Raw genomic sequence first — 14,590 nt, 5'->3', positions numbered from 1 at the left:
GGAACCGGAACGGAGCAAAAAATCTCCGCTCACAGGGTGTTGACAGTGATCGGAAATGCCCTAAAATGGGCGGCTCACTCGGACGGACTGAGGTCTGGTTCGAGGGGATGAAAAGGGAGAGGCGCTGAGGCCGATCTCGCAGATCTTTGACAGTGTGCGCAGGTGACTTGTGCGGGCGTCTGGTGGTGGATGACTGTCCATCGCAGATGTCTCGTATCAAGCACAAAGATTCAAAAGCATGCAAATGCAAGCGAGTTTTTGATGCCTGGACGGGCTCTGCACTTCAAAGCTTTAGCTGCTCCTTCGGGAGTGGTTGCAAGACTTAAGTGAAGAGTTTGATCCTGGCTCAGAGTGAACGCTGGCGGCAGGCCTAACACATGCAAGTCGAGCGGCAGCGGGTCCTTCGGGATGCCGGCGAGCGGCGGACGGGTGAGGAATGCGTCGGAATCTGCCTTTTTGTGGGGGATAACGTAGGGAAACTTACGCTAATACCGCATACGACCTACGGGTGAAAGTGGGGGACCGCAAGGCCTCACGCAGAAAGATGAGCCGACGCCGGATTAGCTAGTTGGCGGGGTAAAGGCCCACCAAGGCGACGATCCGTAGCTGGTCTGAGAGGATGATCAGCCACACTGGAACTGAGACACGGTCCAGACTCCTACGGGAGGCAGCAGTGGGGAATATTGGACAATGGGCGCAAGCCTGATCCAGCCATGCCGCGTGAGTGAAGAAGGCCTTCGGGTTGTAAAGCTCTTTTGTTGGGGAAGAAAAGCCTTCGATTAATACTCGGGGGTTCTGACGGTACCCAAAGAATAAGCACCGGCTAACTTCGTGCCAGCAGCCGCGGTAATACGAAGGGTGCAAGCGTTACTCGGAATTACTGGGCGTAAAGCGTGCGTAGGTGGTTTGTTAAGTCTGATGTGAAAGCCCTGGGCTCAACCTGGGAACTGCATTGGATACTGGCTTACTAGAGTGCGGTAGAGGGGTGCGGAATTCCCGGTGTAGCAGTGAAATGCGTAGATATCGGGAGGAACATCCGTGGCGAAGGCGGCACCCTGGACCAGCACTGACACTGAGGCACGAAAGCGTGGGGAGCAAACAGGATTAGATACCCTGGTAGTCCACGCCCTAAACGATGCGAACTGGATGTTGGGTGCAACTTGGCACTCAGTATCGAAGCTAACGCGTTAAGTTCGCCGCCTGGGAAGTACGGTCGCAAGACTGAAACTCAAAGGAATTGACGGGGGCCCGCACAAGCGGTGGAGTATGTGGTTTAATTCGATGCAACGCGAAGAACCTTACCTGGCCTTGACATGTCTGGAATCCTGCGGAGACGCGGGAGTGCCTTCGGGAACCAGAACACAGGTGCTGCATGGCTGTCGTCAGCTCGTGTCGTGAGATGTTGGGTTAAGTCCCGCAACGAGCGCAACCCTTGTCCTTAGTTGCCAGCACGTAATGGTGGGAACTCTAAGGAGACCGCCGGTGACAAACCGGAGGAAGGTGGGGATGACGTCAAGTCATCATGGCCCTTACGGCCAGGGCTACACACGTACTACAATGGTGGGGACAGAGGGCTGCAAACCGGCGACGGTGAGCCAATCCCAGAAACCCCATCCCAGTCCGGATTGGAGTCTGCAACTCGACTCCATGAAGTCGGAATCGCTAGTAATCGCAGATCAGCATTGCTGCGGTGAATACGTTCCCGGGCCTTGTACACACCGCCCGTCACACCATGGGAGTCTGTTGCACCAGAAGCAGGTAGCTTAACCTTCGGGAGGGCGCTTGCCACGGTGTGGCCGATGACTGGGGTGAAGTCGTAACAAGGTAGCCGTATCGGAAGGTGCGGCTGGATCACCTCCTTTAGAGAACCGGCAGCACTGCTGCCAGGCGCCCGCACAAGACACCTGCATTCGAAGTTCCGGAAAATCCCTGGGGGATTTTCACGGGAGCGTCCCGTTTCGATGGGGCTTTAGCTCAGCTGGGAGAGCACCTGCTTTGCAAGCAGGGGGTCGTCGGTTCGATCCCGACAAGCTCCACCATCTCAGTCACGGCCGATGTCGGCGGATAGCAACATCGGGTCTGTAGCTCAGGTGGTTAGAGCGCACCCCTGATAAGGGTGAGGTCGGTGGTTCGAGTCCTCCCAGACCCACCATTGCTCCCAACACTTCGAATGTCTGCACACACAAGATTAGAACCCGACGGGCGCTGAAGCCGGCCGGGTGTTCTTTGAAAATACGGATGTAGCGAGCGTTTTAGACGAATGTCTACAGACGTGTCGTGAGGCTAAGGCGGGGACCCTCGAGGTCCCTAAAAATTGAGTCGTTGAATTCGCGTCCGGGCTTTGTACCCCTGGACACAAATACGACCCCGAGGCGACTTGGGGTTATATGGTCAAGCGAATAAGCGCACACGGTGGATGCCTTGGCGGTCAGAGGCGATGAAGGACGTGGCAGCCTGCGAAAAGTGCGGGGGAGCTGGCAACAAGCATTGATCCCGCAATGTCCGAATGGGGAAACCCACCTAGCAATAGGTATCCTGCAGTGAATACATAGCTGCTGGAAGCGAACCCGGAGAACTGAAATATCTAAGTACCCGGAGGAAAAGAAATCAACCGAGATTCCCTAAGTAGTGACGAGCGAACGGGGACCAGCCCTTAAGCTGATAGAGTTCTAGCGGAACGTTCTGGAAAGGACGGCCATAGACGGTGATAGCCCGGTATGCGAAAGGGCTCTTTCAGTGAAATCGAGTAAGGCGGGGCACGTGAAACCCTGTCTGAACATGGGGGGACCATCCTCCAAGGCTAAATACTACTGACCGACCGATAGTGAACCAGTACCGTGAGGGAAAGGCGAAAAGAACCCTGGTGAAGGGAGTGAAATAGACCCTGAAACCGTGTGCGTACAAGCAGTCGGAGCCCGCAAGGGTGACGGCGTACCTTTTGTATAATGGGTCAGCGACTTACTGTTCGTGGCGAGCTTAACCGTATAGGGGAGGCGAAGGGAAACCGAGTCTGATAAGGGCGCATAGTCGCGGGCAGTAGACCCGAAACCGGGTGATCTAGTCATGCCCAGGGTGAAGGTCCGGTAACACGGACTGGAGGCCCGAACCCACTCCCGTTGCAAAGGTAGGGGATGAGGTGTGATTAGGAGTGAAAAGCTAATCGAACCCGGAGATAGCTGGTTCTCCTCGAAAGCTATTTAGGTAGCGCCTCATATGTATCCTCTCGGGGGTAGAGCACTGTTATGGCTAGGGGGTCATTGCGACTTACCAAACCATTGCAAACTCCGAATACCGAGACGGACTGTATGGGAGACACACGGCGGGTGCTAACGTCCGTCGTGAAAAGGGAAACAACCCAGACCCACAGCTAAGGTCCCAAATTCATCGCTAAGTGGAAAACGATGTGGAAAGGCACAGACAGCCAGGAGGTTGGCTTAGAAGCAGCCACCCTTTAAAGAAAGCGTAATAGCTCACTGGTCGAGTCGGTCTGCGCGGAAGATTTAACGGGGCTAAGCGATGAACCGAAGCTTGGGGTGCACAACTTGTTGTGCGCGGTAGAGGAGCGTTCCGTAAGCCGTTGAAGGTGACTTGAGAAGGTTGCTGGAGGTATCGGAAGTGCGAATGCTGACATGAGTAACGATAATGCGGGTGAAAACCCCGCACGCCGAAAGCCCAAGGTTTCCTTGCGCAACGTCAATCGGCGCAGGGTGAGTCGGCCCCTAAGGCGAGGCTGAAAAGCGTAGTCGATGGGAAGCTGGTTAATATTCCAGCACCTCGCGTAAGTGCGATGGAGGGACGGAGAAGGTTAGGCAGGCCCGGCGTTGGTTGTCCGGGTGAGAGAGTTGAGGCGGTCCCCTTAGGCAAATCCGGGGGGGCAACGTTGAGACTAAGGACGAGCCCTTTAGGGCGAAGCTGCTGATATCACGCTTCCAGGAAAAGCTCCTAAGCTTCAGCTTACGCAGACCGTACCGTAAACCGACACAGGTGGGCAGGATGAGAATTCTAAGGCGCTTGAGAGAACTCGGGTGAAGGAACTAGGCAAAATAGCACCGTAACTTCGGGAGAAGGTGCGCCCTTTTTGGTTAATAGCTGAGAAGGGCCGCAGTGACCAGGCCGCTGCGACTGTTTATCAAAAACACAGCACTCTGCAAACACGAAAGTGGACGTATAGGGTGTGACGCCTGCCCGGTGCTGGAAGGTTAAGTGATGGGGTTAGCCGCAAGGCGAAGCTCTTGATCGAAGCCCCAGTAAACGGCGGCCGTAACTATAACGGTCCTAAGGTAGCGAAATTCCTTGTCGGGTAAGTTCCGACCTGCACGAATGGCGTAACGACAGCGGCGCTGTCTCCACCCGAGACTCAGTGAAATTGAAATCGCTGTGAAGATGCAGCGTTCCCGCGGCAAGACGGAAAGACCCCGTGAACCTTTACTATAGCTTTACACTGAACGTTGAGTTCGTCTGTGTAGGATAGGTGGGAGGCTGTGAAACCGAGGCGCTAGCTTCGGTGGAGCCAACCTTGAAATACCACCCTGATGTGCTTGACGTTCTAACCTGGCGCCGTTATCCGGCGCGGGGACCGTGTATGGTGGGTAGTTTGACTGGGGCGGTCTCCTCCCAAAGAGTAACGGAGGAGCACGAAGGTACGCTCAGCGCGGTCGGACATCGCGCACTGTGTGCAAAGGCATAAGCGTGCTTGACTGCAAGATCGACGGATCAAGCAGGTACGAAAGTAGGTCTTAGTGATCCGGTGGTTCTGTATGGAAGGGCCATCGCTCAACGGATAAAAGGTACTCCGGGGATAACAGGCTGATACCGCCCAAGAGTTCATATCGACGGCGGTGTTTGGCACCTCGATGTCGGCTCATCACATCCTGGGGCTGTAGTCGGTCCCAAGGGTATGGCTGTTCGCCATTTAAAGTGGTACGCGAGCTGGGTTCAGAACGTCGTGAGACAGTTCGGTCCCTATCTGTCGTGGGCGTTGGAGATTTGAGAGGGGCTGCTCCTAGTACGAGAGGACCGGAGTGGACGAACCTCTGGTGTTCCGGTTGTCACGCCAGTGGCACTGCCGGGTAGCTATGTTCGGAAGCGATAACCGCTGAAAGCATCTAAGCGGGAAGCGCGCCTCAAGATGAGATCTCCCGGGAGCTTGACTCCCCTAAAGGAACGTTGAAGACTACGACGTTGATAGGCAGGGTGTGTAAGCGCAGCAATGCGTTGAGCTAACCTGTACTAATGATCCGTGCGGCTTGACCATATAACCTCAAGTCGCTTCGAGTAATCGAAGCACCTTACCCTCGTGACACGTCACGACATTCACTGCTCGCTACATCCCCTTATTCCGCTCAAACCGAAAGGTTTGTCCGGTAACCGTCGAGAGCGTGGCGCTTTAACAAGCGACCCTCCACCCTCTCCCTGGTGACCATAGCGGTGTGGAACCACCCGATCCCATCCCGAACTCGGAAGTGAAACGCACCCGCGCCGATGGTAGTGTGGCACTAGCCCATGCGAGAGTAGGTCATCGCCAGGGTCTTATCCCGCAAACCCCCGCCAGCTCACGCTGGCGGGGGTTTGTCTTTGCGGCCAAGGTAATTTGCAGCTAATCGTCAGCCGCGTCGGCCGGGGTAACCGCGGACGCCCATGCCGGCATGGCCTGCAGTCCGGCGATCTGCTGGATCGGGCAGCGCGAACAGGGTGCCGGCGTCTGGGAACGTGCGTTGTCCGCCGTCGACGCAGGTGGCCCACGCGCTCGGCGATCACCCGGACAATCGTATTTGTCTGACCTGACTCGTCGGTCGCTGCCAGCGCCGCCGGCGCCAGCAATGTCAACACGGATGCGATGCCGACAAACCAGCTGCCGCTGCGGGCCAGCGGAACGCCGGCGACGTGGAACCCGCCGTGAAGTACACGGGCGACGATAAACAAGATCGCCAGCAGCGACACCCGTGCGTTCAGCACGCCCGCGAGGTGGGCCAAGATCACGCCCGCCGCGAAGGCCGGAAGCGCTTCGAACGCGTTGAACTGCGCCGCGTTCGCACGCTGGACCCGCGGATCACTGTACCGGGCCAGCCAGCCGCGCGGATCGCGGTTGTCATAACGTTCGCCTCCGCGCGCCTTGGCAGCCACGGTCCACACGTACGGAAGCGCGGCTGCGATCAGCACGCACCAGTAGGCGATTTCGCTTGTGCGGAGTCGCCCGTAGACCCAAGCGCTACTGAAATAAGGAACGCGTGCTCAGCCGGAGGGACACGCGTTGGCGTCACGTACGCAGCCGCCGGTCGTTGCGCAGTAGATGTACGTCGCCGCGCACTCGTCACTGGAGCGCGCCGAGGTGCGGCACAGGCCGCTGACGGGTTCGCATCCGAAGCCGTTCTTTGCGCAATCGTTGCTGGCGCCCGCAGTGTTCCGGCTCATCGTCGGGGTTTCGCAGTAGGCCTGCACCGCGCTGCCGCCCGGGTGGGTCATCTGGCTGATGCGATCCGTCAGCGACGCCACCTGACCCTTCAGATCCCTGTTCTTCTCGACTTCGCGCTGGTAGAGCGCCTGATAGTCAGGCTGCACCTGCGCCGCTTTCGACGGCATTGCCGGAGTCGCGACCGTCGCGCGAAGCGGTGTCTGCGCGCTCGCGAGGAAAGTGGCGAAGAGGCTGACGATCAGAACGCTGGTGCGAATCATCCGAAGCTTCCCGTCGGCGGCGTCAGGCGAGCATAGCGACGCCGGGGAGAGGGCAGGCAGCCGTCCCGACCGGCGGTTGGCTCACAGCACGCGGGGCGTTTCGCCACCGACGATCACGACGTCCGCCGCGCGGCGCGCGAACAGTCCGACGCTGACAACCCCAGGCATCTGGTTGATTGCAGTTTCCATCGCCACGGGATCGGTGATGCGCAGGCCGTGAACGTCGAGCACCCAGTTGCCGTTGTCGGTGACGACGCCCTCGCGCCAGACGGGCTGGCCGCCGGTCGCAGCGACGACTTCGCGAGCGACGAGGCTGCGCGCCATCGGGATCACTTCGATCGGCAGCGGAAAGCGACCCAGCACGTCGACCTGCTTGCTGGGATCGACGATGCAGACAAAGCGCTGGCTCGCCTGCGCGATGATCTTTTCACGCGTGAGCGCCGCGCCGCCGCCCTTGATCAGGCGCTTGGATGGATCGCATTCGTCGGCGCCATCGACGTAGAGCGACAGCGGGCCGGTCGCGTTGAGGTCGAGCACTTCGATGCCGAACTTGCGCAGGCGTTCGGTGCTCTGCTCCGAGCTCGAAACCGCACCCTTGATGCGATCGGGCTCGCGGCCCATTGCGTCGATGAAATACGCGACGGTCGAGCCCGTGCCGACGCCGACGATCATGCCGTCTTCGACGTAGTCCATCGCCTTCTCGGCGGCCAGGCGTTTCGCTTCGGTCATGACGTCACTCGAGGGAAAGAAGGTATTTCCACTGCGCGGCGGAGACCGGCAGGACGGACAGGCGGCTGCCGCGACGGATCAGTTCGAATTCCTCGAGTTCGTCCGCATGTGAGCGGATTTCCTCGAGCGGAATGATCCGTGACAACTTGCGCTCGAAGCGCACGTCCACGTTGAACCAGCGTGGCTCTTCCTGCGTCGCCTTCGGATCGAAGTAGTGCGATTTGCGATCGAACTGCGTCGGGTCCGGATACGCCGCCGTTGCGACGGTCGCCGTGCCGACGATGCCTGGCGGTGTGCAGTTGGAGTGGTAGAACAGCACGCCGTCGCCGACGTGCATGCCGTTGCGCATGAAGTTGCGTGCCTGGTAGTTGCGCACGCCGGTCCACGGCTCGGTGCCAACGCGGGCGAGGTCGTCGATCGAGAAGGCGTCGGGCTCGGACTTCATCAGCCAGTAGCGGCGTCGGGGCGTCATGCGGTGGCCAGGTAGGTATCGGATTCGGTACACACCGCATCGAGCGGAATGTCCCATTCGGCGGGCGTCAGCGCGTCCACGCGCTGGAGTTCGTAGGCGGCTCCGACGAGCAGCGGGCGTGGTGTTCGATCGCTCAGGCCTGCGAGGCTGCGGTCATACCAGCCGCCGCCCATGCCGACGCGGTTGCACGCGGCGTCGAACGCGACGAGCGGCATCACGATCGCGGCGAGATCGGCGGGTTCGAGCAGGGACGACGTCGCGACATCAGGCTCGGGAATGCCGAAGCGATTGGCGACCAGCGCATCTCCCGACCGCCACGGCGCGAAGCGCAGTAGCGCATCGTCGCCGAGCACCGGCAGGCAGTAGATGCAGTCGGCCGGCAATGAAAGCTGCCAGACGTGCAAGGGCATCTCGCCGTCGACCGCCCAGTAGCCAGCGACGTAGCCAGCCTTCGGGATCGCGGACAACGCCTGCAATCGCGCCGCCACCTGCTGCGCAGCGGCGATGCGATGGGCGGGCGAGAGTGCGGCGCGACGTGCGCGGATATCGCGACGGAGCTGACGCAGGTCGTTGGTGGCAACCGTCATCGCGCGTCGCCCCGATGGGCGCGACGCGACGGGAAGAAAAAAGTGTCCTCCACCATGCCGATGCGTGCGAAACGACCTTGAACCCGGGGTTCAAGTGGGAACGCTCGGCCACCTTCGGGCTTCCCGCTCGTGGGCGGGCATGCGCTCCGGGCGGCGGTCACGTTCCCGGTGTCGTTTTTAAGGGACAAGGCGAATGTTTGCACACGCCGTCGAACACAGCAGAGGACGTGCACGGAGTATAGCGCGCGAGTTCTCGATCGATCGTGCGTTCGTCGTCACGGCTGGGGTGCAATTCAGTCGTGTCGTGATCGGGTGCAGTGCCTGCGACGGGCGGTCAACCGGCCGGAAGATCGAGCAGGTCATCGAGCCGGCGGTTCAGCATGCCGAGCGAATGCGCGATGTCGCGCTCGCGATGCGTGTCGTGCTTGGACTGCTGCAGCTCGTGCGCGAAGTTCAGCGCCGCGAGTACGGCGATGCGATCGATCGCGGCCATCTTGTTGCTGCCGCGGATCTCGCGCATGCGGTTGTCGAGAAGCTTGGCCGCGGCGAGCAGGCCTTCGCGCTGCTCGGGCGTGCAGCCGACGATGTACTCGCGATCGAGCACGCGGATATTGACCGGCTCGCTGTTCGTGCTCATGGCGTATCGCTCAGGTGTGCTGCTCGAGCGAACGCAGACGGGCGATCATCGCCTCGACGCGCACCCGGGCCTGTTCGTTCTTGGCGAGCAGCGCGGCGCGCTCGGTCGCGAGCTCGCCCTGCTGATGACGCAGGCTGCGGTTTTCGTCCTGCAGCCGACGCAGGCGATCACCGAGTTCGTCGATGCGCCGCGCCAGCTGGTGGATCAACTCGAGCGTCTGGGGCCTGTCGTCCATGCCGCCACGATAGCAGCGCGACCGCCCGAATCAAGGCGCACCCGGAATACCCGACTCCCATCGCCATTCACGCATGAATTGCTCGCAGGCTTCGGCGTCGAGCGGGCGCGCAAGCCAGTAGCCCTGGATCTCGTCACAACCATTCCGGCGCAGGAAGTCGAGCTGGCCTTCCGTCTCGACGCCCTCCGCGACGACGTTCAGGCCGAGCGAATGCCCCATCGCGATGACCGCGCTGGTGATGGCTTCGTCGTCGGGGTCGCGCGTGAGATCGCCGATGAATTCGCGATCGATCTTGAGCGCGTTGATCGGCAGGCGCTTCAGGTACGCGAACGAGGAGTAGCCGGTACCGAAATCGTCGATCGACATGTGCACGCCGAGGTCGCGGATGGCCTGCAGGGCCGACCAGGTTTCCTCTGCCATGATCACGCTCTCGGTGAGTTCCAGTTCGAGGCGATCCGGCGGCAGCCCGGTATCCGCGAGCAGGCGTTCGATCACGCCGGCGAGGTGGCCGCGTCGCAACTGCAGTGCGGATACGTTCACCGCCATCGCGATGTCGAGGCCGGCATCGCGCCAACGTTGCAACTGTTCGCAGGCGGTGTGCAGCGCCCACTGGCCGATCTCGAGGATCAGTCCCGATTCTTCGGCGAGCGGAATGAACTGCGCGGGCGAAACCGCACCGAATTCCGACGAATTCCAGCGCAGCAGCGCCTCCACGCCGACGATGCGCTGCTGCGACAGCGACAGGCGCGGCTGGTACACGAGGTGCAGTTCGTCCCGATCGATGACCTTGCGCAGCGCGGCCGACAGCGTGGCGCGACGACGGATGTCGACATCCATGGTGCCGCTGTAGCGCATGTAGGTGCGACGGCCCTGCGCCTTCGCCTGGTACATCGCGGTGTCGGCGTGCTTGAGCAGGTCCGACGGCGTATCCGCGTCATCCGGATACAGCGCGACACCGATCGACGGCGAAATGATCACGTCACGCAGGTCACCGGCGTCGAGCGGTGATTCGAACGAAGCCAGCAACTGGCGCGCGACCGTCTCCGCTTCGTCGAGGTCTTCGACGTGCTCCATCACCACGGTGAATTCGTCGCCGCCGAGACGCGCGACGACGTGGCGTCCGCCGAGTGCATGACGCAGGCGGCCCGCGGTGGCGCGGAGGATCGCATCGCCCGCCGCGTGGCCCAGCGAATCGTTGATGTCCTTAAAGCGGTCGAGGTCGAGGAACAACACGGCGATGCGCGTCTCCTGTCGGCGCGCGCGCGCGATCGCGCGTGACAGGCGCTCGAGCAGCAGGGCGCGATTCGGCAGCCCGGTGAGCGTGTCGTAGTTGGCGAGGTAACGCAGTTCCTGCTCGGCGCGTTTCTGGTCGGTGATGTCCGATAGCACCGCGACCCAGTGGCCGCGCTGGCCCGCGTTGTCGAGCACCACGCTGGCCTGCAGCCAGCACAGGAATTCGCTGCCGTCCTTGCGACGCTGCCACAACTCGCCCGACCAGCGCCCGTCGCGCTGCAATTCCTCGCGCATCTGGCGATAGACGACTTCGTCGTGCTGGCGGCTGTCGATGAGACTGGTCTGCTGGCCGGCGACTTCGCCTTCGGTGTAGCCGGTCATGCGGGTGAAGGCGGGATTGACCGAGATGAAGCGGAAGTCATCGTCGAACACGGCGACCGCTTCCGCCATGCTGCGCAGCACTTCGCTGGCGACGCGGCGATCGCGCTCCGCGCGACGTGTGGCGCTGACGTCGCGTGCCGTGCCGGCGATGCGGATGGCGCGACCCTCATCGTCGCGCTCCACCGCGCGGCCGCGCGCGCGCACCCATATCCATTCGCCGTCGGGATCGAGGACGCGATGCTGCGACTCGAACACGGGCGTCTCGCCGCGCAGATGACGGCGCAGCTGCGTCAGCACGCGTTCGAAATCCTCGGGATGGATGCGGTGGTTGGGCTCCTCGCGGGTGTCGACGTCAATGTCCGGCTCGTCGCGGTCGGCTGCGCGCGCCTGCATGCGCCGAAGCACGCGGCGATCGAGGTCGTAGTCCCAGAACACCTCGCCCGATGCCCACAGCGCGAGCGTCAGCCGCTCTTCGCGTTCGCGCAGGTCGGCCAGATGCACGCTCTCGCGCCGGCGGCGTTGCACCCACTGGTAGGCGGCGAAAACCAGCGGCGCGAGCAGCAGGAGAGCGACGAGCGCGATCACCAGCGGATGACGCCATAGCGGGCGCTCGACCTCGATGGGCAACGTCAGTTCGACGGGCGACCAGCGACCGTTGCGATCGGTCGCCTGCGCGCGGAACACGTGGTGCCCGGCTGGCACGTGCGTGTAGGTGATGTCGCGCTGCGTGCCGTTGTCGATCCAGTCGGCATCGAAGCCGTCCATGCGGTAGCGGTAGCGCGGCTGCGCGGACGGCGCGAAGTCCAGTGCGCCGACGCTCAGGCGCACGACTTCGTCGTTCGCGCCGACGTGCAGCGACGTGGGCGGCCACAGCGATGGCGCGCCACCTCCGGTGTTGCCGGCGCGCACCGTCAGTAGGCGCAGCGGGGCGCCATAGGCGGGCGCATCCGCGCGTTTCGGATCGACCAGGTTGATGCCACGCACGCCGCCGAAGGCGAGGCGGCCGTCGACCAGCGTTCCCGCCGCGCCGCCGTTGAATTCGAGATCCTGCAGGCCTTCGCCGGTCCCGAACAGGCGCGCGTCATGCGTCGCCGGGCGGTAGCGCAACAGGCCGGCGTCGGTGCCGGCCCACAGCGTGCCGCGCGGGCCTTCGCGCAGCGAGAACACGGTCAGCGTCGCGTGGTCGGGCAGAGCAGCGTCGAGCGGACGCCGGAACACGAGATCGCCCGCGCTGCCCGATGCCACCGCCTCGCTGAGCCCGGCGTGCGTGCCGACCCAGATGCGGCCGTCCGCGCCTTCGTACAGCGCGCGCACGACGTTGCTGGGCAGCGAATCCGCGCGGTCCACCGCATGGCGGAAGTGGCGCATGCGGCCGTCCGGCGTGTGCACGTCGAGGCCGTCGCCGGTGCCGAACCAGACGCGTCCGGCGTGGTCGACGAGCAAGGCATGCACGTTCGGATGCGAGACCGTCGCGCCTGCGCCGTTTCCGGCCTCGAAATGATCGAGCGTGCCGCGCGCGGCGTCGTAGCGATAGGCGCCGTGGCCCGAGGTGCCGATCCAGATCGCGCCGTCGAGATCGCGTGCGATCGACCGCGCGACCACCTTCACGCCGGTCGGCAGGTCGACGCGACGGATGGCGCGCGTCGCAGGATCGAGTTCGGCCAGGCCGTTCGACGTCGCGAGCAGGAGGTGCCCGTCGGGCTGGTGGAGGAAGCCCGCGACCCGGGTGCGGCCACCCGGCAGGCGATCCGACAGATCCTCGAACTGCTGCGTGGCGAGGTCGTAGCGGACGAGGCGATCGCCATCGGTGCCGTACCAGAGCGCGCCCGGCGTGCCGGTCACCGCGCGGACGCTGTCGTCCGCCGCCGGGTTCGCCCCGACGTGCGGCCCGGTGTCGGTGATGAAGGCGAATTGCGCGCCGCGCGGATCGCCCACCGCCGCGCCGCGGAATTGCCCACCGAGCCACAGCAGGCCGCTGCGGTCGACGTACATCGTGTTGACGCTGTTCTCGGGCAGGGTGCCGGCGACCGCGCGGTCCTCGCGCAGCGCGACCACGTCACCCGTGGCGGGATCGAAGCGTCGCAGGCCATCGGGGTACACCGATAGCCACAGTCGGCCGTCACGCGTCTGCACCATGGCGCGGATTTGCGCCGCCCCGCCGTCGGTGGGCCACGCGTGCACACGTCCAGCGGTCGTGACCTGCTCGAGGCCATGCTCGCCGCCCAGCCAGAGTCGGCCATCCTGCCCCTGTTGCAGCGCATACGCCGGTTCCGCGGAACCGACCCGCGTGGCGTGCAGTCCGTCGACGCGGAACAGGCCCTGGCCGGTGGCGTACCAGAGATTGCCCGCGCGATCGCGACGCAGCTGCTGGTTGGGTGCGCCGCTCGCTGCGCGCGCCGGCAGGTCGAGCACGCGCTGGCGCCGTCCGGTGGCGGGGTCCAGCCGATCCAGGCCGCTGACCGTGCCGATCCAGATCGCGTCGCGATCCGCATGGAGGGTCAGGACCTGGCGGTCCGCGCGACGGTCCGGCGCGGCGTCGAGGTAGCGGCGGATGGTGCCCGTGCGCAGATCGAGCCGCGCCACGTACTGCGAGAACGTCCCGACCCACAGCGCGGGCGACGCGTCGACATCCAGCGCGGTAACGAAGCTGTCCGGCAGGCTGGCGGGGTCCTGCGGATCATGGCGGTAGACGCGATAGCGCTGGCCGTCATAGCGGTGCAGGCCGCCCTGCGTGCCGACCCAGATGAAGCCGAGCGGATCCTGCACGATCGAACTGACCGAGCTCTGCGTGAGCCCGCGTTCGGTGCCGACCGCCTCGAAATAGAAGTCGCGTGTGGCGCCGGCCGCGTATCCGCCCGGCACAGTCAGCAACGCGGCGATAAGCAGCGGCGCGAGTACGGCCCGGAGTCGATCGGTGACGAGGGCGCGCACGGGACTCGCGACCGGGAAGAGGGGGCCAGTGTAGGCATCGCGAGCTTGCGGCCTCAACCGGGCGGCGCACCCCGATTGATACACTCGCGAACCCCATCGCGTTTCCAGAGATCCGTGACCGAATCCGAGCTGCCGTCCGTTGCCGACATCGACGCCGAAGCCGTGCGCCTTGGCCTGGCGACCTCGCCCTTCGAGCTTCACGGTGCCCTGTGTGGCTGGCTGGCCGGTGGTGGTGGTGGCGACGACCGGGGCTGGCTTGCCGGCGCCTTCGCCGATCCGGCGCTGTCGGCGCCCACTGCCGGCACGCCGCTGGATCGCCTGCGCGAGGCCACGTCGGCCCAGCTGTCCGACCGCAGCTTCGAATTCGAACTGCTGCTGCCCGACGCCGACGCGCCGCTGATGGAGCGCAGTGGCGCCGTGTTCGACTGGTGCCGCGGCTTCGTCGGCGCCTTCGGGCTGGCCTCGGGTGCGAAGCCGCCGCTGTCGGACGAAAGCCACGAGGCGCTCGCCGACCTCGCCAAGCTCGCCGCCGCGCAGCCGCAGGACGAGGGCGACGAAGAAGACGAGGAAGCGCTGGTCGAGATCGAAGAGTTCGTGCGTGTCGCCGCGCTGCTGCTGCATGGCGACTGCGTGCTCGCGCGCGAGCATCGCCAGCGCCTGAACTGACACGCCGGCGCGTATCCATCGACGCCGCGCTCGTCCTACCATCGGCG

General features: G+C 63.5%; 9 protein-coding genes, 2 tRNA genes, 3 rRNA genes and 1 other RNA gene. 6 read left to right on the top strand and 9 right to left on the bottom strand.

Translation table 11 applies throughout. The features are described 5' to 3' along the window. Positions 1–323 precede the first annotated feature (323 nt). From DWG18_RS10285 to rrf, 5 genes are all read left to right on the top strand, one after another. A 16S ribosomal RNA gene (locus DWG18_RS10285) occupies positions 324–1,862 on the top strand. Positions 1,863–1,963: 101 nt separating this feature from the next. Beyond that, positions 1,964–2,039, top strand: a tRNA-Ala gene (locus DWG18_RS10280). 36 nt (positions 2,040–2,075) lie between these two features. Then, positions 2,076–2,152, top strand: a tRNA-Ile gene (locus DWG18_RS10275). A gap of 237 nt (positions 2,153–2,389) precedes the next feature. Beyond that, positions 2,390–5,254: ribosomal RNA gene (locus DWG18_RS10270) — 23S ribosomal RNA — on the top strand. Positions 5,255–5,411: 157 nt separating this feature from the next. Beyond that, positions 5,412–5,527 (top strand): 5S ribosomal RNA (gene rrf, locus DWG18_RS10265). The 16S, 23S and 5S rRNA genes sit together here with 2 tRNA genes alongside, the layout of an rRNA operon. 2 nt (positions 5,528–5,529) lie before the next feature. Here rrf and DWG18_RS10260 read toward each other — a convergent pair. The 9 genes from DWG18_RS10260 to DWG18_RS10220 form a co-directional block, all read right to left on the bottom strand. Then, the gene (locus DWG18_RS10260) at positions 5,530–6,174 is read right to left on the bottom strand and encodes an MAPEG family protein (protein ID WP_115647097.1); all 645 of its coding nucleotides are present in this window, start codon (positions 6,172–6,174) and stop codon (positions 5,530–5,532) included. Between the two features lie 57 nt (positions 6,175–6,231). Then, positions 6,232–6,672, bottom strand: a complete 441-nt coding sequence (locus DWG18_RS10255; protein ID WP_115647096.1) for a hypothetical protein — start codon at positions 6,670–6,672, stop codon at positions 6,232–6,234. A gap of 81 nt (positions 6,673–6,753) precedes the next feature. Beyond that, positions 6,754–7,401: a ribose-5-phosphate isomerase RpiA gene (rpiA, locus tag DWG18_RS10250; RefSeq protein WP_115647095.1), complete on the bottom strand. Its 648-nt coding sequence runs from the start codon at positions 7,399–7,401 to the stop codon at positions 6,754–6,756. Between the two features lie 4 nt (positions 7,402–7,405). Beyond that, positions 7,406–7,873: an EVE domain-containing protein gene (locus DWG18_RS10245; protein WP_115647094.1), complete on the bottom strand. Its 468-nt coding sequence runs from the start codon at positions 7,871–7,873 to the stop codon at positions 7,406–7,408. After that, positions 7,870–8,460: a 5-formyltetrahydrofolate cyclo-ligase gene (locus tag DWG18_RS10240; protein WP_115647093.1), complete on the bottom strand. Its 591-nt coding sequence runs from the start codon at positions 8,458–8,460 to the stop codon at positions 7,870–7,872. Before DWG18_RS10240 ends, DWG18_RS10245 begins: the two co-directional genes overlap by 4 nt. A gap of 42 nt (positions 8,461–8,502) precedes the next feature. Then, positions 8,503–8,688: non-coding RNA, 6S RNA (gene ssrS, locus DWG18_RS10235), on the bottom strand. A gap of 106 nt (positions 8,689–8,794) precedes the next feature. Next, positions 8,795–9,097, bottom strand: coding sequence for a cell division protein ZapA (locus DWG18_RS10230; protein WP_115647092.1), 303 nt, complete (start codon positions 9,095–9,097; stop codon positions 8,795–8,797). A 10-nt stretch (positions 9,098–9,107) separates the two neighbouring features. After that, a complete protein-coding gene (locus DWG18_RS10225; RefSeq protein ID WP_115647091.1) occupies positions 9,108–9,332 on the bottom strand; it encodes a TIGR02449 family protein in 225 nt (74 codons plus the stop codon). Between the two features lie 30 nt (positions 9,333–9,362). Further along, positions 9,363–13,877, bottom strand: a complete 4,515-nt coding sequence (locus DWG18_RS10220) for an EAL domain-containing protein (RefSeq protein ID WP_240318509.1) — start codon at positions 13,875–13,877, stop codon at positions 9,363–9,365. A 114-nt stretch (positions 13,878–13,991) separates the two neighbouring features. Here DWG18_RS10220 and DWG18_RS15490 point away from each other — a divergent pair, with 114 nt between their 5' ends. After that, positions 13,992–14,543, top strand: coding sequence for a UPF0149 family protein (locus DWG18_RS15490; RefSeq protein ID WP_240318508.1), 552 nt, complete (start codon positions 13,992–13,994; stop codon positions 14,541–14,543). The last annotated feature ends 47 nt before the right edge of the window (positions 14,544–14,590 follow it).

Source organism: Lysobacter sp. TY2-98, assembly GCF_003367355.1.
In the GTDB taxonomy this organism is placed as follows: Bacteria; Pseudomonadota; Gammaproteobacteria; order Xanthomonadales; family Xanthomonadaceae; genus Cognatilysobacter.
This window is presented reverse-complemented; position numbering and strand designations above follow the sequence as displayed.

What these genes read in the sequence shown, in the direction of transcription:
- DWG18_RS10255 (WP_115647096.1), bottom strand. Translation starts at nt 6,672, where the DNA reads ATGATTCGCACCAGCGTTCTGATCGTCAGCCTCTTCGCCACTTTCCTC.
- rpiA (WP_115647095.1), bottom strand. Translation starts at nt 7,401, where the DNA reads ATGACCGAAGCGAAACGCCTGGCCGCCGAGAAGGCGATGGACTACGTC.
- DWG18_RS10245 (WP_115647094.1), bottom strand. Translation starts at nt 7,873, where the DNA reads ATGACGCCCCGACGCCGCTACTGGCTGATGAAGTCCGAGCCCGACGCC.
- DWG18_RS10240 (WP_115647093.1), bottom strand. Translation starts at nt 8,460, where the DNA reads ATGACGGTTGCCACCAACGACCTGCGTCAGCTCCGTCGCGATATCCGC.
- DWG18_RS10230 (WP_115647092.1), bottom strand. Translation starts at nt 9,097, where the DNA reads ATGAGCACGAACAGCGAGCCGGTCAATATCCGCGTGCTCGATCGCGAG.
- DWG18_RS10225 (WP_115647091.1), bottom strand. Translation starts at nt 9,332, where the DNA reads ATGGACGACAGGCCCCAGACGCTCGAGTTGATCCACCAGCTGGCGCGG.